19 protein-coding genes are annotated in these 23,310 nt (G+C 31.0%); 3 read left to right on the top strand and 16 right to left on the bottom strand.

What is annotated here, in order from left to right:
• Positions 1-27: 27 nt before the first annotated feature.
• Complete coding sequence (locus CHB67_RS14370) at positions 28-414, top strand: DUF423 domain-containing protein (protein ID WP_089382491.1); 387 nt, start codon at positions 28-30, stop codon at positions 412-414.
• A gap of 251 nt (positions 415-665) precedes the next feature.
• Here the strand turns inward: CHB67_RS14370 and CHB67_RS14360 are convergent, their stop codons facing one another.
• The 10 genes from CHB67_RS14360 to CHB67_RS14315 form a co-directional block, all read right to left on the bottom strand.
• Positions 666-905, bottom strand: coding sequence for a cytochrome C oxidase subunit IV family protein (locus CHB67_RS14360; RefSeq protein ID WP_089382489.1), 240 nt, complete (start codon positions 903-905; stop codon positions 666-668).
• Position 906: 1 nt separating this feature from the next.
• On the bottom strand, positions 907-1,488 hold the full coding sequence (locus CHB67_RS14355) for a cytochrome c oxidase subunit 3 (RefSeq protein WP_089382488.1): 582 nt from the start codon (positions 1,486-1,488) through the stop codon (positions 907-909).
• 3 nt (positions 1,489-1,491) lie between these two features.
• The gene (locus CHB67_RS14350) at positions 1,492-2,469 is read right to left on the bottom strand and encodes a DUF438 domain-containing protein (protein ID WP_089382487.1); all 978 of its coding nucleotides are present in this window, start codon (positions 2,467-2,469) and stop codon (positions 1,492-1,494) included.
• Positions 2,470-2,503: 34 nt separating this feature from the next.
• Positions 2,504-3,214 carry a DUF542 domain-containing protein gene (locus CHB67_RS14345; protein ID WP_089382486.1) on the bottom strand — a complete coding sequence of 237 codons (711 nt, stop codon included), beginning with the start codon at positions 3,212-3,214 and terminating at the stop codon, positions 2,504-2,506.
• A gap of 10 nt (positions 3,215-3,224) precedes the next feature.
• Positions 3,225-4,994, bottom strand: a complete 1,770-nt coding sequence (locus CHB67_RS14340; RefSeq protein WP_089382485.1) for a nitric oxide reductase activation protein NorD — start codon at positions 4,992-4,994, stop codon at positions 3,225-3,227.
• Between the two features lie 138 nt (positions 4,995-5,132).
• The gene (locus CHB67_RS14335; RefSeq protein ID WP_089382484.1) at positions 5,133-5,912 is read right to left on the bottom strand and encodes a CbbQ/NirQ/NorQ/GpvN family protein; all 780 of its coding nucleotides are present in this window, start codon (positions 5,910-5,912) and stop codon (positions 5,133-5,135) included.
• A gap of 109 nt (positions 5,913-6,021) precedes the next feature.
• Positions 6,022-7,353, bottom strand: coding sequence for a cbb3-type cytochrome c oxidase subunit I (locus tag CHB67_RS14330; protein WP_089382483.1), 1,332 nt, complete (start codon positions 7,351-7,353; stop codon positions 6,022-6,024).
• 12 nt (positions 7,354-7,365) lie between these two features.
• On the bottom strand, positions 7,366-7,845 hold the full coding sequence (locus CHB67_RS14325) for a c-type cytochrome (RefSeq protein ID WP_089382482.1): 480 nt from the start codon (positions 7,843-7,845) through the stop codon (positions 7,366-7,368).
• Positions 7,846-7,973: 128 nt separating this feature from the next.
• On the bottom strand, positions 7,974-8,435 hold the full coding sequence (locus CHB67_RS14320; protein ID WP_245813557.1) for an RrF2 family transcriptional regulator: 462 nt from the start codon (positions 8,433-8,435) through the stop codon (positions 7,974-7,976).
• A 56-nt stretch (positions 8,436-8,491) separates the two neighbouring features.
• Positions 8,492-9,868: a tryptophanase gene (locus CHB67_RS14315; RefSeq protein WP_089382481.1), complete on the bottom strand. Its 1,377-nt coding sequence runs from the start codon at positions 9,866-9,868 to the stop codon at positions 8,492-8,494.
• 350 nt (positions 9,869-10,218) lie between these two features.
• Here CHB67_RS14315 and ccsA point away from each other — a divergent pair, with 350 nt between their 5' ends.
• Together ccsA and CHB67_RS14305 are read left to right on the top strand one after the other, a co-directional pair.
• Positions 10,219-13,338, top strand: a complete 3,120-nt coding sequence (ccsA, locus tag CHB67_RS14310; RefSeq protein ID WP_089382480.1) for a cytochrome c biogenesis protein CcsA — start codon at positions 10,219-10,221, stop codon at positions 13,336-13,338.
• Positions 13,339-13,389: 51 nt separating this feature from the next.
• Positions 13,390-13,905, top strand: a complete 516-nt coding sequence (locus tag CHB67_RS14305; protein WP_089382479.1) for a hypothetical protein — start codon at positions 13,390-13,392, stop codon at positions 13,903-13,905.
• A 72-nt stretch (positions 13,906-13,977) separates the two neighbouring features.
• On the opposite strand, the gene CHB67_RS14300 is transcribed toward CHB67_RS14305, so the two are convergent.
• The 6 genes from CHB67_RS14300 to CHB67_RS14275 form a co-directional block, all read right to left on the bottom strand.
• Entirely contained in the window at positions 13,978-15,273 is a 1,296-nt protein-coding gene (locus tag CHB67_RS14300; RefSeq protein WP_089382478.1) for a carboxypeptidase-like regulatory domain-containing protein, read from the bottom strand.
• A gap of 114 nt (positions 15,274-15,387) precedes the next feature.
• A complete protein-coding gene (locus tag CHB67_RS14295) occupies positions 15,388-16,767 on the bottom strand; it encodes an MFS transporter (RefSeq protein ID WP_089382477.1) in 1,380 nt (459 codons plus the stop codon).
• 179 nt (positions 16,768-16,946) lie between these two features.
• Positions 16,947-18,344, bottom strand: a complete 1,398-nt coding sequence (locus CHB67_RS14290) for a hypothetical protein (RefSeq protein WP_089382476.1) — start codon at positions 18,342-18,344, stop codon at positions 16,947-16,949.
• Between the two features lie 147 nt (positions 18,345-18,491).
• A complete protein-coding gene (locus tag CHB67_RS14285) occupies positions 18,492-20,543 on the bottom strand; it encodes a M3 family metallopeptidase (protein WP_245813555.1) in 2,052 nt (683 codons plus the stop codon).
• 281 nt (positions 20,544-20,824) lie between these two features.
• Positions 20,825-22,525: a lysine--tRNA ligase gene (gene lysS, locus CHB67_RS14280; protein ID WP_089382475.1), complete on the bottom strand. Its 1,701-nt coding sequence runs from the start codon at positions 22,523-22,525 to the stop codon at positions 20,825-20,827.
• 255 nt (positions 22,526-22,780) lie between these two features.
• Complete coding sequence (locus CHB67_RS14275; protein WP_089382474.1) at positions 22,781-23,281, bottom strand: DUF456 domain-containing protein; 501 nt, start codon at positions 23,279-23,281, stop codon at positions 22,781-22,783.
• Positions 23,282-23,310 lie beyond the last annotated feature (29 nt).

Below are 23,310 nucleotides of genomic sequence, written 5' to 3'. Positions count from 1 at the left end.
CAGCCTTTTGAAATAAAGCCATTTCGTATGCCACAAACAACATTAATAATTGCAAGTATTTTAGGTGGATTAGCCGTTATTTTTGGTGCTTTTGGTGCGCATGCATTCAAAAAAATTCTTTCCGAAGAACAATTAAAAAGTTTTGAAACCGGCGTAAAATACCAAATGTATCACGCCATTATTTTATTAATTATTGGCTTTAATTTCAGCTTAGAAATTCCTTCTGAAAAATACATGGTCTATAGTTTTATAATTGGAATTATCTTATTCTCTTTTAGTATTTACGGGCTTGTAATTTCTTCAGCCAAGAATAAAAAACTACGCTTTTTGGGCCCAATTACACCACTTGGTGGGTTATTTTTAATAATTGGCTGGTGTATGCTTTGCTACAATGTTTTATATATAGATTGTTAATGGTTCAATACAAAAAGTTGTGGAGTAATTAATAAAACAAGAACCAGCATCGTTGATTGAGAATCTTTGATGCTGGTTCTAAACTAAAACTACTAACTAAACTTTTATTTGATAAAAATAATTTTGGTTTTTCTCCAATTCGTGAATTATTTTTATTCCTTAATTACACTACAAATATATATGGGTATTTAAGTTCAAACACTGATTTATATCAAGGTTTTTTAACTTTTTTTGAATTATGAGCAGCCTATTTAAATTAAAATTATTACAGTTATTGCAAATAAAACAACAAAAATAAGCACACTTAGTTTCCAAAAAGGGTGTGATTTTCTCAACTCCATAAAATAAAACGAAACTCCTAAAAACTTAACTATTGAAAGTACAATTATTAATGTACCAGTATACAATATATTACTTTCTGAAATAATTGCTACAATAATGGTTAATACAATTAAAACCATCCATACGTTAAAAAATAGTGTCTTATTCATATTAAAACAATAAATAAATTACGGGGAAAAGTAACAGCCAAATTAAATCGCATAGATGCCAAAAAGTAGCACCCGCTTCCATATCTTCTAATTTTGTTGACGAATTTTCCTTTTTTATTCCGAAATAAATGGAGATTAAAATTACCAAACCTACTATTACGTGAATTACATGAAATAACGTAAGCATCCAATAAAAAGAGAAGAATGTATTGTATCCCATTGTTAAGCCTGCGTCTATTTTACCATAGTACTCTAGACTTTTAAGGAGTAGAAATAATACGCCACCTAACATTGTTAATTTTAAATAGCATAACGTTTTAGATTTATTACTCACCTTAAAATATTCAACAGATTTTGCTATAAAAAAACCACTAGTAAGTAAAAAGACCGTATTTATTACTCCAAAAGTTGAGTTTAACAACAACCTTGAATTATGAAATATTTCAGGCTCATATTTACTATAAAGTATCATCGCGATTAAGGCTATTCCGAAGGTAAATAGTTCAAGAAAAATAATTATCCATAGCAAGATTCCTCCTGGTGGATAGTATAATTTTTTATGATTTACGGTTGCTGTTTGCATAAATTAATCCCAATCTAACAAACGTTTTTGACCTTCAAGTTTTTGAATTTCAGTAATGTCTTGAGACATTTCAATCACCCCTTTATATTCTTTATTATCATTACGAATAGCAAAATACCTAATATGAATAATACGCCCTTTAAAGTTGAACCAAAACTCAGCAACATCTTTGGTTCCTGCTTTAAATTCTTCAACAATACGCAAGACCATATCTACACTTTTTGGCGGATGACAAAAACGTACTTCACGACCAATAATTCCTTTACTTCTTGGAAAAACACGATCATCGCCTCTATTGTAAAATATGACTTTATCATTTTCATCTACATACGTAATATCAACAGGTAAAAAACGCAATAATAAATTTACTTGTTCAGGTGTCATATAACCTTCGTCATAATGAAACGTATTCTCTAATGAAAAAGATAAATCACGTTTTTGAAAATCCTGACTTGGGTGTACATATTCTTCTTTTTCAATTGCTGGATACGGAGTTGGTTTTTCTAATAACATCCAACCAATTTCTTCATCACCTATGTAAAATTCTTTCCAATCATCTTCAGAAAGTAAATCCATTGCTTTTGGAAATAAGCGTGCATCTTCAATAGACATTAACCTTTTAATTCCTTTAATTAAATACGGGATATTAGCTATAATCTTGGCTGTATTTTTTTCTGAATTGTACCCATTTAACAATCTAATTTGATCTCTTAAATTATCGTGAAACGACCACATTCCTTGGCTTGGACCTTCCCAACCATATTTTTCTAAATACGGGAACAACTGATTTTCTTTTCGTGAAAATCGTTTTTCAATAGTTGTTAATTGATTAAATATATTAAAATAGTGTTGAAAATCTGCAACAGGATCTGCATCATATAATTCCAATAAAACAGCTTGTATTAGAGCAGTTTCTTGGTAATAAACTTTTACTGGATGCCCAGTTGGCAAGGCATCAACAGTTGGTATAAATGAATTCATTTTGTGTGTATTTTTAAAATTTAAGTTAAATCCCTTATTCCAATATTTTAAGCATTTTTGGAATGATTACATTTTTTTCTAAATGCATATACTTATGAATTTCAAGCTCAAACTCTTGTAGTTTTTTATATAAAAAGGTATAAGAATTACAAGCTCCTTTTGGTAAAACGTAATTAGAGGACAACCTTGATATTTCCTTAAAAGTATCACCAACCAAAATTTGAGCAATCTCATTTCTTTTTATAGAGCGCTTTAATTCTTCTAATTGGGCCAGTGAGAAATCAGAGGCTGGGTTTGGTAGGTTTAAAATTTCATTGATAATTGGATATAAACTAAGAATTGAATTCTTTAACATTTCAGTGATCACAATTTCTACACTTGTAAACAAAACATTTAGCTCAACAACCTCACTGTGTTCTGCTCCATGAACCTCTGCTACTTTTTCTGAAAAAGGTTTTATTTCAAAAATTGAGTCACTAATGTATACATGATATTCATCCTTAGCAATATCCATTAACGATTTGACGTCCAAATCATTTAAATTAGTTTTACCAGAAATTGTATTGTTTATTGTTTCTATTTCTTGCTTTAAGGTTTCAAATTCAACGCCACTTTCTTTACAAGCTTTCTCCAAAGTATCTCCACCTCCACAGCAAAAATCAATTTTGTATTTACTAAAAACGTGATCAGAACCCAAGTTTTTTGAAACTACTTCTGCTACTGTATTTTCTTTTGTTATTTGCATATTAATATTCTTACGATTGATGTTTTATTTTTTCATATAGCTGAACTAATGATTTTAATAATTCAACTGGTGTTGTTAATATTTGATAATGATTTTGCCCAAACATTTGTGGCAAATAGTATTTTGCTTGTGCTTCAATAGCCAAAGCGTACGAGTTTATATTTCGTTCATTCAATTCTCTAAGCGCTTGTTTTACATCATGTACACCGTACTTCCCTTCATACTTATCGTAATCGTTAGGTTTTCCGTCTGAAATTAAAATCACCCATTTATTTTTGGTATCTCGCTTATCTAACATTGCTCCAGAATGTCTTAAAGCAGCACCAATCCGTGTATAACCACTTGGCTCAATAGCACCTACTTTAAATTTAGCTTTATTCCAATCTTCATCAAAATCTTTTATGGTAATGTATGAAGAATGATTTCGTGTTTTAGAGTAAAAACAATCAATAGAAAAATCTATATTAAATTCTTCCAAAATTTCTCCAAACAAAATTGAGACTTGTTTTTCAACATCAATTACTCTATTTCCGGCTGCATAACCATCGCTAGACAAACTAACATCTAACAACAATAAAATAGAAACATCTTTCTCCTTTTTTCGCTTAGATAGGTATATTTTTTCTGAAGGTGTGTGCCCTGAATGCACATCAACAAATAAATCTGTAATGGCATCAATATCAAATTCCTCTCCTTGTGTTTGCCTACGTTGCTGTTGGTATTTATTATTAACTGAAGTTAACATTTTTCGTAAACCAACCAATGTTGATCTATTTTCATTTAATGTTTTCTTATAATACGGAACATCCGTTTTTAACAAGGTTTTTGGATACACTTTACAAAAATCAGGTTTATATGCACGTTTAGAATAATCCCATTCATCATATTTAATGTGATAGCCTTTTTTATCAACCTCAGCACTTTCAGAAACTGTTGTATTCTCAATAAAATCTGCCTGATATACCGAATGCGCCGTATCATCAACACGTACGGTATATTTCATGTTGATATCTTCCAACGCATTAGAATGGTCATCTAACTCGTCTTCACCATCAAAATCTCTAAAATTCCCTGCAAACTCTTCAGCAGTTTCAACTTTTTCAAACTGATGCTGTAAAACCGCATCTTCCTGCTGTTTTACATCAACCTGAACCGAAATTATTTCTTCAACAGCATTTGATTTTAAAATAGTTTTCGGTTTCTCTTCTGTTACTTTTTTAACTTTCTCTGTAAAATTTTGCAGTTTTTCTTCGGAAGCATCTTCTGGGTGATTTCGCATCCATTTTCCGTAGATAAATGAAAAGTCTTTAACTGTATTCTTTTTTTGTTTTTCTGAATAAAATTGAACGAATTTACTATGATATTTTTCGGCAACTGGAAACTGTTCAAACAATGAAGTTAGAACTTTACTAGAATTTTCTTGTGCCTTTTGCTGACTTTCAAATAACTCATGTTCTTGATTGTCATTCCAATTTAACCCTACATTCTTTTGAACTGACAGATATAAAATTCTGAATACATAAAATGAAATATTCTCTTCAATCGAAGGAAATTCAGCATAACGACTTGGAAGAAAAAAGTTATTATTTTTATAACCTCCTTCTCTTTCGGCTTCATAAATTTCTATAGATTGTCCAGTAACTGCTCTTGATAAAATAGTTAAACGCGGCTTTAAATCGTTTAAATTTACGGCATGTGCAATATCTTCCTGCTTTCTTTTACTTCGCCTTTTGAAGTAATAAGCTAGTTTGGTAAAAAGATATTCATCTGGTTCGAACATTACTATTGATTGTTGGGTTGTAGTTGTTGGTTAATAGCTATTTATTATTGGTTTAAAGTATTCTTTTTTTACTTTTATGTTGATGAGGTCCTAAAACCTACTTCGACAAGCTCAGCATGACATCTTCTAAATAACGAATTAGATCATTAGGTTACACAAATCTTTTAAGGCTTCAACTACGTCTAAATCATCGGTTAAAGGTTCTACAATTGCGACTTCAACTGCTAATCGTTTTGGTAATCCACTATGAATTAATTTAGCAGCATCTACTAACAAACGAGTTGAAACAGTTTCAGCCAAACCAAGTTCGGTCAAGTTCCTAATCTTAGTAGCTATGTTTACTAGTTTTTTTGCTATATCTTTATCTACATTGGTTTCATTCACTAAAATAGCTGCTTCAATTTTAGCCTCAGGATAAGCAAATGCAGTTGCTATAAAACGCTGACGTGTTGATGGTTTCAACTCTTTAAACCCTTTTTGGTAACCAGGATTAAATGAAGCTACTAGCATAAAATCTTCGTGTGCTTTTACCGTTTTACCTAACTTATCTATGAATAATTCTCGCCTGTGATCTGTAAGTGAATGAATAGCTACAATTACATCGGGTCTTGCTTCAGCAATTTCATCTAAATAAATAATTGCTCCTTCTTTTATTGCATTTGTCAATGGTCCATCAGACCAAATGGTTTCTGCTCCTTTTATAATATACCTTCCCACTAAATCTGTAGATGAAGTTTCTTCGTGACAAGAAATAGTAATTAGTTTTTTATCTAATTTATGAGCCATATACTCAATAAATCTCGACTTACCAGTTCCTGTTGGACCTTTTAATAAAAACGGAATTTTATTTTTATACGCGTGTTCAAACACCTCAACTTCTTTGCCAATTTGGTGGTAATATGGTGCTCTATTTTTCATAAATAATTACTTTAATATCATAAATAGAAAACCAACGCAATTAATTTATATCAAATGATATAGCAAGTATTACGTTGGAAATCAATCTAAAAAAACTATTAATTTATTTTTAAATGTCTAATGCTTCATCAGTTGGTTTACCGTGCTTATAAAAGTCGATAATATAAAGCACAATACCTGTTGCAAACATTGTTGCGCATAAAACTAACACTACAAAATGAACGCTTATTTCTTTTTGAACTGTCATAAAGTCCATTCCAAACTTACGTTCTAAATATACTTGGGCTACACCAGCAACTCCAAAAGCAACCGTCATACCAATCATTCCAATATTAGACAACCAAAAAGCGGCTCTACCTCGTGAAGATTCGTATAATTTTCTACCTGTTAAATTTGGTAGAGCATAACTAATAATTGCTAAAACAATCATTGCATAGGCTCCCCAAAATGCTAAATGTCCGTGCATTGCAGTTACTAAGGTTCCGTGCGTATATAAATTTGTTTGAGGTAATGTATGGGCAAAACCTAATAAACCTGCACCTACAAATGACACAATCGCAGAACCTAATGTCCAATACAAAGCCAATTTATTTGGATGTTTCTTCTCTCCTTTTCTATACATATTTACAGCAAATAATGCCATTGCTAAAAAAGCTAAAGGTTCTAATGCTGAAAATATACCACCAACAACTAACCAAATTTTATTTACACCTATATAATAGTAATGGTGACCAGTTCCTAAAACTCCTGATAAAAAAGTTAAACCAACAATTACATACAACCATTTTTCAATAACCTCTCTATCTACACCTGTAAGCTTAATTAATAAGAACGATAAAATACCCCCCATAATTAATTCCCAAACTCCTTCAACCCATAAATGAACAACCCACCATCTGAAAAAAGAATCTGTAACCTGACTATCGAATGGTAACATTCCTGGTAAATACAATAAGGCTGCAAATAACAATCCCATTGATAGCACTAATGAAGTAGTTGTGCGCCGTTTTGCTTTAAATAAGGTTGTTAAAATCAATCCTAAAAATAGCAGTACGTTTACGACAACTAAATAATCTAAAGGTCTAGGAATTTCTAAAAATTTACGTCCTTCCCAAATATTAAAATGAAAACCTATAATTGCTACAACTCCAACAAGTGCTAAACTTATTAATTGAACATAAGCCAATTTAACACTTACCAACTCTTTTTGTGCTTCTTCAGGAATAATATAATAGGCAGCTCCCATAAATCCTGATAATAACCAAACTACCAACAGATTGGTGTGAACTGCTCTTGCTGTATTAAAAGGAATAAATTCGTGTAAATTATCAAATCCCATTCGGGCAAATCCCATAATAAATCCATAGGTAATTTGAAGTACTAACAATAGCATTGAAAGGGCAAAAAACCAATATGCTACTTTTTGTGATTTATATTTCATCTTTATAATTTCTTAGTTGTTAATTTTTTCTTTTGCCAAAGGAGATATCTTTCTATCTACTCCCACTACCTTTCCAAAGCCGTTTAAATCAATTTCACCAATCCATTTAAAAAAGGCTACAACATCTGCTGCTTCAGCTTCAGTCATACCATAGGCTACCATTTTTCTACCATTTGGCTGCCATGGTCCTTCAGACATTAAAATACTTTTGATAACTTGCTCTCCGTTACCATCGTATCTTAAATTTAATCGATCAATAACTTTTGTTAATTCTGGAGCATAATAAGCACCTTCACCCAATATTGTATGGCACCCCATACAATTATTAGATTCCCAAATTTCCTTTCCTCTAACTACATCTGCAGAAAGATTTTCTTGATTTGTTTGATCACTTCCTTTTGATAAAGAGAATATAGTAAGCCCTATAAAAATTAGGAACGTTACTAATGTTCCGCCTAAAAAGAATGCCCTTGCTTGTTTTTTAGATAACATTTGTTTGTTTGTTTAATTGTTAATCAATTTTTAATTGATATAATAAGATCTTTTTATCTTTTATAATGCAAATATATATAATTATTTTAGTTAAGCTTTAACAATTCTAATTTTATGAAGTAAATTTTCTATTTTTTTACTTTAGGAGTAATGTCTTTTAAGGTCAGTACACGCCCTTTCTCAGAAATTTCTTGAGCAAATTCCATGATTGTTTTATCTCTAAATTTACCTAAGATATTTTCTTTAAAAGGTTCAACTATAAAATGTACAGGACAAGGATTTTCAGAATCACACTCATTTAAGCCTAAAAAACAGTCGTTCAGTTTGGTTAAACCATCAATATTTTCAATAATATCTAAAACGTTTCTTTTACCATTGCTCTCATTTAAATAAAAACCTCCGTTAGGACCTTTAGTTGAAGAAATGATTTTACCACGTACTAATTGTTGAAATAATTTTGCTAAAAAAGGACTTGGAACATCTATACTTTCAGCAATTACTTTTACACTTATTTTTTTTTCTACACTGGAATGTTCTGCCAAAAACAAAGTTGATAATATGGCGTATTTACTAGCTCGTGATAACATCATTTTAAATTTACATTTTTCTTTTCGTTTCAAACTTACTAAAAAAAGAGTAAAGGATATTATAATTTCTCAAATTTTACGGTAAAGTGTCTCATTATTGGTGCTTCATCAACTATAACATAACCAGATTTTGCTTCTTTTCTTGTATCGTAAACATTTTTTAAAGCAGCTGCTACATAATCCATATGATTATATGAATATGTTCTTCGCGGAATAGCCAAGCGAACCAACTCTAATTCTGGAAAACGATTTTTACGTGTAAACGGATCTCTATCAGCTAAAACAGTGCCAATTTCAACTCCTCTAATTCCTCCAACAATATACAATTCAATCGCCAATGCTTGTGCCCGGTATTCTTCTCTAGGAATGGTGGGTACAAACTTATTAGCATCTAAAAATATTGCATGTCCGCCAAAAGGTTTTTGTACTGGAACACAATAATCTACTAATTTTTGACCTAAATATGCTACCTGCTCTACCCTACTTTCCAAATAATTAAATTCTGTAGCTTCATTTAAACCAACAGCCAAAGCCCCCATATCTCGACCATTCATACCGCCATAAGTAATAAACCCTTCAAACATGATATTAAAAACAGTAGCTTGTTTAAATACTTCTTTATCATTTAATGCTATAAAACCACCCATATTAACTAAGCCGTCTTTTTTAGCACTAATGGTCATTCCATCACCATATGAAAAAACTTCTTTTACAATTTCTTTAATAGTTTTATCTTGATAACCTATCTCTCTTTTTTTAATGAAATAAGCATTTTCAGCAAAACGAGCTGCATCAAAATATAGTGGAATTTCATACTGTTTACACAAAGTAGAAACTTCTTTAATATTTTGAACTGATACTGGCTGACCTCCGGCACTATTACAAGTAATAGTAATAATTACAAAAGGAATTTTTTCTTTTGGATGACTTTCAAAAACAGTTTTCAACTTTTTTAAGTCCACATTACCTTTAAAAGGATGAATTATAGATGTGTCAAAGGCTTCGTCAATTGTGCAATCTACAGCTGTGGCTTTTCTAAATTCAATATGACCTTTTGTGGTATCAAAATGAGAATTTCCAGGAACAACATCACCTTCTTTTACCAATGCTGAAAACAGCACGTTTTCAGCAGCACGCCCCTGATGTGTAGGTAAAAAGTACTTAAAACCTGTGATTTTTTTAACCGATTTTTTTAATTTTTTAAATGATGAGGAACCTGCATAGCTTTCATCCCCAATCATCATTTCAGCCCATTGTTGATCGCTCATTGCACCAGTTCCAGAATCGGTTAGTAAATCTATAAATACTTTATCTGATGACAAATTAAACAAGTTATAATTGGCTTCTTTAATCCATTTTAAGCGTTGTTCTTTTGTTGAACGTTTAATATGTTCAACCATTTTAATTTTATAGGGTTCTGCATATGGCAATTCCATAAGAGTATAGTTTAAGTTAAAAAAAGTAAATAATGAAGGCTAAAAAAGTGCTATATCAAATAGCTTTCAGGACGTTTAATATTTAAATAAATATTAAAGTAAGGCAGATGCAAATTTTGTTCTTTCATTTCAAAAAAAATCTATACAAAGTTACATTATTTATTTCTTTGATCATAAAATCCATCCGTTTTTAATGACAATAATCACTAATTGTGATAAAAGTTACTCTTAACTTTACAAAGTACAATTTGCTTAAAATTAATATCGTTAAATTTACCGTTTTAGATAAACCGTATGACATTTATCAGTATTTTTGCAATCTGTTTATTTTCATATTAAAACCAATAATAATGAATAAAATTCTTACCTTTTTTTACTCAACCCGCTTAATGGCTGTTTTATTTTTAATTTTTGCACTCGCAATGGGAGTTGCTACATTTATTGAAAATGATTTTGGAACTGAAACCGCAAAAGCACTTATTTATAATTCTTGGTGGTTTGAGGGTATTATGATATTTTTTGTAATTAACTTTTTTGGAAACATTATTAAATACAAGTTATTTAGAAAAGAAAAAATAGTGGTTTTAGCATTTCACGTTTCTTTCATTTTTATTATTGTTGGTGCCGGAATTACACGTTATGTTAGTTTTGAGGGTATTATGCCTATTAAAGAAGGGAATGTTAGCAATAAATTTCTTTCTGAAAAAACCTATATAAGCATCATTATGAATGATGGAAATGTACAAAAAGAACCTGTGCACTATCCTGTTTTATTATCTGCAATGGGAAACAATCGTTTTAGCCATACTACTGATTTTAAAGGAACTGATGTTGCGATTAAATTAACCGATTATATACCTAATGCTTCAGAAGTTTTTGAAGAAAGCGAAACCGGAACTGAATATTTATTATTTGTGGAATCTGGCGGAGGCGGAAGACACAATCATTATTTAAAAAAGGGAAGCTCTGAATTGGTTCATGGAGTTTTAGTTGGTTTTGATGCACCTAATAAAAATACCATTGACCTTAGAACTACTAACGATGGTTTAACTATTGAAACTGCGGTTGCTGGTAACTATTTTAGAATGGCCGATCAATTTGATGGAACTATTACTAAAGATTCAGTCCAAGATTTTTCACTATTGGCGGTTCATAATATTGCGGGTTTACAATTTGTAGTTCCAAAAGGACCTGTAAAAGGTGAATATAAAACTGTTTCAGGTGATGGCGATCAATTTACCAATGCGCAATTAGAATTTGATGTTACGGTAAATAATGAAACAAAACACATAAAATTACGTGGCGAAAAATTTGCAATTCAGCCTCCAACTCAATTTTCTGTTGGAAATTTAAATTTTAGAATGAGCTACGGAGCTATGCAAATGGAATTACCGTTTAGCATAAAACTAAACGATTTTCAGTTAGACAAATATCCTGGTTCAAACAGTCCAATGTCTTTTGCCAGTGAAGTAACTGTAATTGACCCAAGTGAAACATTTGATTTTAGAATATTTATGAATAACATTTTAAACTACAAAGGATATAAATTCTTTCAATCAAGTTACAATATTACTTCTGAATATGAAGAAACACATTTATCAGTTAACCATGATTATTGGGGTTCTTTAATTACATATATTGGATATTTTGCGTTGTATGCTGGTTTAATTTTAATATTGTTCACCAAAAACACACGTTTTGATTTCTTACGAAAAAGTCTTCAAAAAATAAGAAGTAAAAAAACCGCTTTGTCAATTGTTGGACTGTTATTTATTTCAAGTGTTGCATTTTCTCAACAACACAATCACACGCTTACGAATGCTCAAATAGATTCTGTTTTAACAAAAAATATAATTTCAGTAGCGCATGCTGAAAAGTTTAGCAAAGTAGTAATACAAGATGCTGGCGGAAGAATGAAACCGGTACACACCTATGCTTCTCAATTATTAAGAAAGGTTAGCAAAAAAGACACCTACGAAGGGATGAATGCTACACAGGTATTTTTATCTATTCAACAAAACCCACGAACTTGGTTTCAAATTCCAATTATTTATGTTGAAAAAGGAAATACCAAGTTAAGAGATATTTTAGGAATTCCACACGAACAAAAATACACAAGCTTAGCCAGTTGTTTTGATGAAAAAGGAAATTATAAATTAGGTGAATTACAGGCTGAAGCTCAAAAAAGTAACATTAAAAGCAAGTTTGAAAAGGATGTTATTAATGTTGATAAAAGAGTTAACCTATTATATTCTGCAATTACAGGTTCTATCCTAAGAATTTTCCCTGTTCCAAATGATGCTAACAACACTTGGGTTTCTCACAACGATATCAATCAAGCAAAGTTTCACGGACAAGATTCCGTATTTGTACGTCAAATTTTACCAATATACATACAAACATTGGCTGAAGCTAAAACTTCAAATGATTATATTACTGCTGATGAAATTTTAGGTGGAATTACCAATTTTCAAAAAAAATATGGTAGTGCTGTGTACCCTTCAGAAGATAAAATTAATTTAGAAATAGCTTATAATGAATACGATGTATTTAAAAAATTATACAGCTATTATATGTACATAGGAACTTTAATGTTTCTATTGGTGATTTTTCAAATTTTCAACAACAGTAAAGCTGTAAACTATTTAGTTAAAGGATGTGCAATTATCATTATAGGCTTATTTTTAATGCACACCGGTGGTTTAATTGCTCGTTGGATTGTTAGTGGGCATGCGCCTTGGAGTAATGCTTACGAATCTATGATTTACGTTGGTTGGGCTACTATGCTATTTGGTTTAATCTTCGGAAGAAAATCTTCTATGACTATTGCTGCAACTGCTTTTTTAACCGCATTTATTTTAATGGTAGCACATTGGAACTGGATGGATCCAGAAATTGCAAACCTACAACCAGTTTTAAATTCGTATTGGTTAATGATTCACGTGGCAATTATTGTAGCAAGTTACGGACCTTTTGCCTTAGGAATGATTTTAGGTTTAATAGCATTGATATTAATGGTGTTAACTACCGAAAAGAATAAGAAAAAAATCACATTAATGATTAAAGAAATTACCATTATTAATGAAATGGCTTTAACCGTTGGTTTGGTAATGTTAACTATTGGAAACTTTTTAGGCGGACAATGGGCGAACGAAAGTTGGGGACGTTACTGGGGTTGGGACCCTAAAGAAACTTGGGCTTTAATTAGTATTATGATTTATGCCTTTGTGTTACACTTACGTTTGGTTCCTGGTTTACGAAGCAAGTTTACGTTTAACGTAATGTCTGTAGCTGCCTTTGCTTCTATTTTAATGACTTACTTTGGAGTAAATTTTTACTTATCAGGTTTACACTCGTATGCAAGTGGAGATAAAGCAATTACACCTACTTTCGTATATTATTCTATTGCTTTTGTTGGTGTACTTTCTGTAGCTGCTTATATTAAATTTAAAAAATACTATAAAAAATAAAGAAAATCATTGCAAAAATGTAAATTTGCAACCTATTAAAAATAACTATCAATGTTTAATAAATATATAAAATTAGTTTTAGCAGCAGGAATCTTAGTTTGGTCAGTATTTCAATTTATTGAAGGAAATATTATGAATGGAATCTCTTTGGTTTTATTGGCTGGTATTTTTGTTTTATTTTACTTTAAAAACGAATTTATTTTACTTGCTTTTTGGCAATTAAGAAAACAAAATTTTGCAGGTGCCAGTAAATGGTTAGCTTATATTAAAAATCCTCATACAGCACTAGTTCAAAAACAAGAAGGATATTATAATTTTTTACAGGGAATTATGATTTCTCAAACCAATTTAACTCAGGCTGAAAAATTCTTTAAAAAAGCATTGAGTTTAGGCTTAAGTATGAGTCATGATGTTGCAATGGCAAAATTACAATTAGGTGGTATTGCAATGTCTAAAAGACGTAAACGTGAAGCTACCATGTTAATTAACGAAGCTAAAAAGTTAGATACTCAAGGAGTTTTAAAAGATCAAATTAAAATGATGAAAGATCAATTAAAGAAAATTTAATTATTTTTAAAATATTTCACAAAAAAAGACCTCAAATTTGAGGTCTTTTTTTATGAAAAAATATCGTTCAATTTATATCTTTTTTAACTGCTTTTGAATTTTTTTAATAGCTGAATGAATAGGTTTTTCGGGCTCAATTAAATTGTATTCTCCCCAAAACTCAGGATCAGAAAAACCAGATGCCTCATCACTTAAAATAACTGACGATTTTAAGCGATCTCTTTGTTTTATATTTTTAGGATCGGTTACTTTGTGCCAATCTGTAATTGCCATTTCTGTAGTTGAATAATAAATAGAGTTAAACCACTTTTTCTCCCAATTTATTTTAAATCCAAGTTCAATTCTACTGTAATTATGATACCATTTATTTCCTTTTTTTCTATAATCTACTTGGTATTTAGCAAGAATTGGTGTAACATCAGCTCTTGCAGGTTTTTTCAAAATAAAAAACTGTTTAGCTTTATCTATATCAGATAAATCTAATTCAAATTTAGCACTTACAAGTGCCAACGATTGTGCATCAATATATAATTTACCATAAAATAATGCATCTTCAACACTTTGATTTGGTTTAAAGTTAACCACGTAAATTACACGATTATCAATTTTTGTTGAATTCTCAAATTTAAATTTATAATTTTGAAAAACGTCCTCAGTTAATAGCAACTCAGGATTTTTCATAACATCTAATCGTACCATACTATGCGCACCACCTCGATGCTTTAAAGCCACTGTATCTAACTTGTTATAATCGGTACTTTTTCTTGACTTATATAATTGTAAAACATCATTTCTATCGTTGGTGTATGGTTGTTTATTTATTTCAATAATTGCCTCAGAAAGAGAAACATAGGTTTTTCTTTTTTTGATAGCTTCCCTGTAAAAAGCAGTCATTACCAAATGATCTTTTGAGTAATTTTCTGTTCTTCGCTTTAGAACTTCTTTAACAAGTGTTGGAGCATCTTTTACAGCAATACTAATCTCTGAAAGCTCTTCAATATAGGTTTCTAATTGAATAATTGTAGTGGTATCATTAAATTCTGACAAACTCAAAACTTTACTTGTATACCCTAAAAAAGATACTGTAACGCTATTTTGTTGAAACTTTTTTGGAACCTTTAGTAAAAATTCTCCTTTAGAATTCGAAACTGTACTTATGTTTGTTCCATTTACATTTAATGAAGCAAACTCTAATGGTTTTTTAGAATTCGCTTCAACAATAATTCCTTTATAGCTATTAAAACCAATAGTATCGTTTACAATTTTACTTGTTGCATATCCATTATTATGAATTGCTATAAAAAAGATAAAACACAAAACCGATGTAGTTAAACTCCTTTTTAATAGTGTTTTAGTTAAATTCCTCATGACATTTATGTTTAAAATAAAAATATTTAGTATATCTAAGTTACTAATTTTTAGCAAAATAAAAAAGGAATCACAATTAAGTAATTCCTTTTAAATCTTTATTCAAAGAATCGTTTATTTTTTTTCAGTATCAAGTTTTTCAATTACTTTTCCATAGATAATTAAAGATATTGCAGATACTAGCGCTATCACAGCAAAATAATACCAAATATAATGTGCATTGCTAGCTGCTAGTTCCCAAGACGCATGCGTATCAAATAATTTTGGATCTGGACAATATTTAGACAACAAATAACCTGATAAACCAAACCCGATTACAGATGCTAAAAAGGAGTGTAAATGACTAAACCCTAAATACAATCCTTCTTCACCTTTAGGTGCTTGGAAAGAGAAAAATTCTAAAAAACGTGGTGATATAAAGGATTCTGCCAAAGCTTGTAAAGCAATACCAACTATCATCATAAATGCAACAGGATGCATTGTCATAAAACCAAGATCTATTTCACCTCCTGAAAACCAATTTCCTGCAGCCATTGCTATTGCTGATAGTGGCATAATGAACATTCCAACTGTCATAGAAAATAATGGTGTTTTACTAGCCATCATTCTGGTTATAAATGTAACCGTTAGAAAAACTACCAACGGATTTACGTTTGCATACCAAGATGGAGAAGCAGCTTCACCCGCCATACGTAAAACATACTTTGGCATAGTTGCATATAATTGGTGTTGCACCATCCAAAACCCCGTAATTATCACAATTAACGAAACCAATCTTAAATTTGTAATTACCCCGATAAACCCTTTCCAAATGTCGTTAAATGTTTTTCCTTCACCTTCGTGTTTAGAACTTTTATAAAATAAAATAATCATTACCAACGCTAAAAGCGTCATAGCTGTAGAAAAATAATTGATATAAACTAATCCCATATCACCCATTGAAGCACGCAATGGTTTTACAATAGTTTTTCCTGAAAAGGCGCCAATGTTTACCATCATATAAAAAATAGAAAAACCAGTAGCTCTATTCGCTTCTGTAGTTTCTTTGGCAACTGTTCCCGTGATTACCGATTTTATAAATGAACCACCAATCATAATTACCACCATAATTGGAACAATAGCCCATCTTTGAGAAGATTCTATTAAACCTGTAAATTCAATTCCGTTTGAGTAATCAACCAAACCAATTGATTCTAATACTGTAGGCAAAATACCTAACCCAAAATAACCTAAACTTAATAATGAAAATGCTATAATAAGTGAATATTTAAAACCTATTTTATCAGCTAAAGCACCCGAGAAAGTTGGTAATAAATACAATCCTCCTGAAAAAGCACCAGAAATCCAAGCGGCTTCAACATCCGTAAAACCTAAAACTCTTGACAGGTAAAGTGTAATTACAATAAATACTCCATAGTAAGCACCTCGCTCTAAAAGTTCAACAATATTTGCAGTCCAAAATGCACGCGTAAATCCTTTTAATCTTTGAAACATGTGTTGTTTTTAAAAAATTTATAAAAGCACCGAAGTTAAGAATTTAAGCTAGTTCATTATTAACATAAATTAGCTATTATCAATACTAAATAACGAATTCTTATAGTTATAGCACAATTTTACTGCAAAAAAAAATAAATAAACTACTTAAGAAGTGCTTTCATATAAATACATCTTTTTTACTTCTTTATGTTTATAACGTCATTTATTTTGTTATTTAAAAAAGGAATTTCTATACCTGCAATAAATTGCCAACGATTGAATTTTACATTCGCTAAATCATTGCCAGTTTCTGAGGAAAGATTTAAAGACCTATCAAGTTTACTAGATCCGGTTGTGTAGGTTGCACCAAAAGAAACACTTCCCCATTTTAAAGTCCAATCTATACCGCCACCTAAATGAGTAAAATTTTCATTAAAATCGTTATTTACTTCTCCATTATCTGATAAATCAAAAAAATTACCACTGTTTTCAATAGCATTAAAATCTGTAGAAAAACTTACAAAAGATGAAAACCGTTCATTTATATACACCTCTATCCCGGCACCAAAATTCAAAATTCCTTTTCTTTTTTCTGCAAATAATACAGAAGTAAGCTCTTCACCACCGGTTTCAAAAGAAGGTATTGCTATTCTATTATAGCTAGATAAACCTGCAATGTAATCAACATTTAAATGTACTTTACTTTTCCCTAAAGGGATTCCAGCTCCAACCGAAACACCCAAAGGTTCTTTTCTTTGTGTTTGTAAATCTCTGAAAATATAATTAAATAACTGATCATCATCCAATGATATACCTGCAACAACTTTTGAATAATTGTATTTTCCTTTTTGATATACTTCTAAATAAGGTAAGTTTACATTTAAACCAATATCGAATTTTGGTAAATGATAATTTGCTCCTATTTTAAAAAACAAACCATAAGATTCAATATTATAACCATTATTGTTATTGTAAAAAGCAACACTCCCATTAGAATTTTGATTGGCTATATTTATCGAAGTATCACCCCTTTCTTTATATATAGAAGCAAAACCCGATACACCTATACTAAGCTGTTCGTTTAGCTGTTTTGCCCAAGTTAGTCCAACCCATTCATCTTTAATTCTAGTATTAAATTTAGCTTTTGTTATAGCATCTGAATCAGTAGCAAATACATCAGAATTTTCGTTATTATGAAAATTACTTGAGTAATTGATACTAATATCTATTTTAGATTTAGACACTACCGAATATGCAAAACGAGTACCAAATAAATTAAAGGTACCACCAGCAATTGACGGAACACCATTAAAATTATTATCAGCTGCTGTGGTTTGATCTCCTGCTAAATGATTTAACTTTAGGGAACTAAATTCATAAGCCTTTGCGTTAAACGAAAATTTTGTGCTCTCCAACTCAGTTAATCTGGCAGGGTTGTAATACGTTAGTGCAATATCACTAACACTTCCTGTTACATTCCCTGAAAGTAAAATTGAACTATTCCCGTAATTATTAAACTTATAATTACCACGCTGTGCTACTAAATGAGCACTTATTAAAAAAAGGAAGAGTGTAAAACAACGTTTACTTAGCATTGATTTATTTTTGTGGCTAATTTAATTCTTTTTAAATTTAAATTATGACAAAAACTGTTTTTGTTAAGTTTACTATTTAACACTACAACAAAAAAAGGAAGCACTTTTAAGCACTTCCTTTTTCATTAATTAAATTGTATTTTATTATTATTTTGAAACAGGAAAACCACGATCTCTCATTAAAGCGTCAATTTCAGCGTCTCTTCCTCTAAACAAACGATAAGCTTCTGCAGGATCCATTGCGTTTCTTGGTGCAAATAAATAGCGAACCATTTTTTCAGCCAATTCTTTATCATAAAAACCTTCTGGAGCTTCAGTAAAAGCTTCGGCGGCATCCGCTGTTAAAACATCAGCCCACATATAGCCGTAATAAGCAGTTGCATATCCTTCACTCGAAAAAACATGTCCAAAATGCGGTGTTCTATGCCTCATCACCAATTCTTTTGGCATATTCAATGCTGCTAAAGTTTCTTTTTCAAAAGCATCCACATCTAACTTTGTTGGATCTGCCATATGAAATTTCATATCCATAATTGCCGAAGCTAAATATTCAGTAGTTACAAAACCTTGATTGAAAGTCGCTGCGTTTTTAATTTTCTTAACTAATTCCGCAGGAATTGCTTCTCCAGTTTTATAATGAACTAAAAACTGATTGATTACTTTATCAGTAGACAACCATCTTTCCAATATTTGAGATTGAAACTCGGTATAATCCCTAACACCATTATTCAATGTTGGATATTTTACGTTTGAAGCAAAGAAGTGTAGTGCGTGTCCAAATTCGTGTAAAAATGTAGTTGCATCATCCCAAGAAACTAATAATGCTTCACCGGGCGCAGGTTTTACAAAATTTGAATTATTGGATGCCAATACATTCTTTTTTCCGTTAAATGTTGAATAATCTCTGTAAGTTGTTGCCCAAGCTCCTGATCTTTTTCCTTTTCGTGCAAATGGATCTAAATACCACAATCCAATATGCTCACCAGTCGTTTTATTGGTTACTTCCCAAACTTTTACATCTTCATTAAAAACAGGTACACTTCCTTCTGCTACAGGTTTAAAATCGTAATTAAAAACTTCAGCAGCTACAAAAAATAATGCTTCAGTTAGTTTATTTAGTTGTAAATATTGCTTTACTTCATCAGAATCTAAATCGTATTTTTGTTTTCTTACTTTTTCAGCATAAAAACGATAATCCCAAGGTTCAATTGTAATGTTTGCTCCTTCAGCATTGGCAACCGCTTGCATATCGGCAACTTCTTCAGCAACTCTGGCAATAGCTGAAGGCCAAACGGCATTCAATAAATTCATAGCATTCTCAGGTGTTTTTGCCATTCTGTTTTGTAATCTCCAATCACCAAAATTATCAAAACCTAACAATTCTACTCGTTCTTTTCTTAGTTGTAATATTTTTACAACGTTTTTATTGTTATCAAATTCATCGCCATTATCTCCTCTCGAATAATAATTTTTCCAAACTTGCTCGCGTTTTGTTCTTTCTGTTGAATAAGTTAAAAACGGATCCATATAAGAACGTGTATTTGGAACGGCATATTTTCCTTCTTCACCTTTATCAGAAGCAATTTTAGCCATTGATTTAATAAACGAATCAGACAAACCACCTAATTCATCTTTGGTTAAATACACTACATAATTTTCTTCATCGGCTAAAACATTATTAGCGAAGTTGGTGTAAAGTGATGAAAGTTCTTTATTAATTGCCGCATATCGTTTCTTTTTAATTTCATCTAATTCTGCACCATTCATTGCAAAACCTTCGTATATTAATTGAACAACTCGTTGCTGATCATTTTCTAACGGTGTTATTAATGAATTGTCATAAACTGTTTTAATTCTTTTAAAAAGCGCTTCGTTTTGTTGAATTTTAGAATCAAATTCAGATAATTTAGGCACCATTTCAGCTTGAACTTCTCTGTATTCAGGTGAAGATACGTTTGAACTAAAGATTCTGTAATACACCAAAACTCTATCTAACACTTCTCCCGATTTTTCTAAAGGAACTATGGTGTTTTCAAAAGTAGGTGCTTCTTTAGTTAATGCAATAGCATCAATTTCTTTCAGTTTTAACTCCATTCCTTTTTCAAGTGCAGGCTTTAAATCTTTTAAATTCATTTTATCAAATGCTGGCACTCCTTGAAAAGGACCTGTCCACTCTTGTAAAAGAATATTTTCACTCATATTATCTAGTTGTTTTGAGTTGTTATTGCAACTTATTAAAGTTACTAATATACATAAAACTATCATTGGCTTTGAAGCCACAGAATTAGAATTTAATCTCATAAATATAATCTTGAATTATTTGACTTCAAAATTAACAAATTAAGACGTATTAAATATAGAGCTGTGTAGTTTAGAATGATTTTAAAAAAGCAGTATTTTATACAAAAAAAGGAACTACAATTAAGTAATTCCTTTTAAATATGATGAGATGCTGAAACAAGTTCAGCATGACGTTTAATTTAAACTATCTCTACAAACAAACCTCCATCAGTGTTATGTACCTTAGCTAGGTTATATTTTGTTAAGCCTTTTAAGGTTTTATCCCATTTTTTGTTACTTAAACCACTTTGAGATTTTAAATCATTTAATAGAATTTTTTCAACTTTTTTCAAAATCTCATAAACTGCTTTTTCTTCATCGTTTAATTCAACTGAAGGTGCTTGTTTTTCTGGTTTCATTTGAGGAAAGAATAATACTTCTTGTATGGATGCATTGTTAGTCATAAACATCACTAAACGGTCTATTCCAATACCAATTCCTGATGTTGGAGGCATTCCGTATTCTAAAGCTCTAATAAAGTCTTGATCTATAAACATTGCTTCATCATCTCCTTTTTCTGATAACGAAAGTTGGTCTTCAAAACGCTCACGTTGGTCAATAGGGTCATTTAACTCAGAATATGCATTTGCTAATTCTTTTCCATTTACCATTAATTCAAAACGTTCTGTTAACGCAGGATTTGTTCTGTGCTCTTTTGTTAACGGACTCATTTCTTTTGGATAATCGGTAATAAATGTTGGTTGTATATAATGGTGCTCACATTTTTCACCAAACAACTCGTCTATTAATTTACCAACCCCCATCGTTTCGTCTACTTCAATTCCTACTTTAGTACAAACTTCACGTAATTCAACTTCACCCATTCCGGATACATCAAAACCTGTGTGAATTTTTATGGCTTCTAAAATTGGCACACGTGCATAAGGAGCTTTAAAACTCACTTCGTTGTCGCCAATTTGTAATTCTGTAGTTCCGTTAGAATCTATTGCTATTTTTTCTAACAATTCTTCCGTCATGTTCATCATCCAGTTGTAATCTTTGTATGCAACATACAATTCCATTACTGTAAATTCAGGATTGTGTGTTCTGTCCATTCCTTCATTTCTAAAGTCTTTGGCAAACTCATACACAGCATCAAAACCACCTACAATTAATCTTTTTAAATACAATTCATTGGCAATACGCAAATACAATGGCATATCTAATGCATTGTGATGTGTCATAAACGGACGCGCAGCTGCTCCTCCTGGAATTGGTTGTAAAATTGGAGTTTCAACTTCTAAATAGCCGCGATCATTAAAGAAATTACGCATTGAAGTGGTAATTTTTGTACGCTTAATAAACGTTTCTTTTACGTGATCATTTACAATTAAATCAACATAACGTTGACGGTAACGTTGCTCTGCATCAGAAAAAGCATCGTGTATTTTTCCGTCAGCATCTGTTTTAACAACAGGCAACGGACGCAAACTTTTTGAAAGTACCGTTAACTCTTTTACGTTAACTGAAACTTCTCCAACTTTTGTTTTAAAAACTTCACCTCTAATTCCAATAATATCACCCATATCCAATAATTTTTTGAATACAGTATTGTACATTGTAGGATCTTCTTCGGAAGAAATTTCATCACGATTGACGTAAATTTGCATTCTTCCACTTGCATCCTTCAATTCAGCAAAAGAAGCTTTCCCCATAATTCTTCTACTCATCATTCTTCCAGCTAAAACCACCTGTTTACCTTCAAATTCGTCGAACTTTGAAACTATTTCTCCAATAGTTGCTGTTGTTTTAAACTCTTCTGCTGGGTACGGATTGATTCCTAATTCACGAAGTTTTGCTAGTGATTCTCTCCTAACTATTTCAAGTGCTGATAATTGCATGCTTTTATTTTTAAAATTTACTTTTTATAAACAGTTTGCAAAGATACATTCATTTAAATTAAATAAATAATTTAGAAAGAAAAAGTGTTTAGAATTTGTAATCAACTAAAATTTCTTATATTTGCTTACTGCTTTTTAAGCAGTTTAGTTGTGTTGTTTGACGTGTAAAAACGTCAATAGGTTTTTTAAACCAATGGAAAGCTTCCCGAAAAACCGGGACGCTTTTTTTATTTTATAATGTTTTGTAATTTCACTTTAAAAGAAGGCTTCTATATTCTCAAAAAAGATGAAAACGTAAAAACAGGCATACACAAAAGCAGCCATAAATTTCAAAAAAGTTGACGTTAAAAAACCTATAAATGAACCAATTGCAGCTTTTAGTGCTCTTTTAACATCTTTAGGATTCTTTATTAATTCTCCAATAAAAGCACCTAAAAAGGGTCCGATGATAATTCCTAAGGGCGGGAAAAATAGCATTCCAAGTATTAAACCTATAATTGAACCATTTACACCATATTTTGTACCTCCAAATCTTTTAGTGCCCATAGCGGGAATTAAATAATCTAACAACCAAATTATAATTGCAACAATTAGGGTTATTATTAAAAAAGTTGAATTCATAGGAACTGCACTGGTTAAATACAATAACAATAAACCTACCCAACTTGTTATTGGCCCTGGTAATACAGGTAAAAAAGCACCTACAATACCTAATAAGGCAAGTAAAAATCCACTAATTAGCAAAAATATATCCATACGCGAATTTAATCTTTCAATTGCGTTTT

Origin of the sequence: Lutibacter agarilyticus, from assembly GCF_900188235.1 — a bacterium.
Lineage (GTDB): Bacteria > Bacteroidota > Bacteroidia > Flavobacteriales > Flavobacteriaceae > Lutibacter > Lutibacter agarilyticus.
Note: the sequence above shows the minus strand (reverse complement) of the source record. Positions and strands in the feature narration are given on the sequence as shown.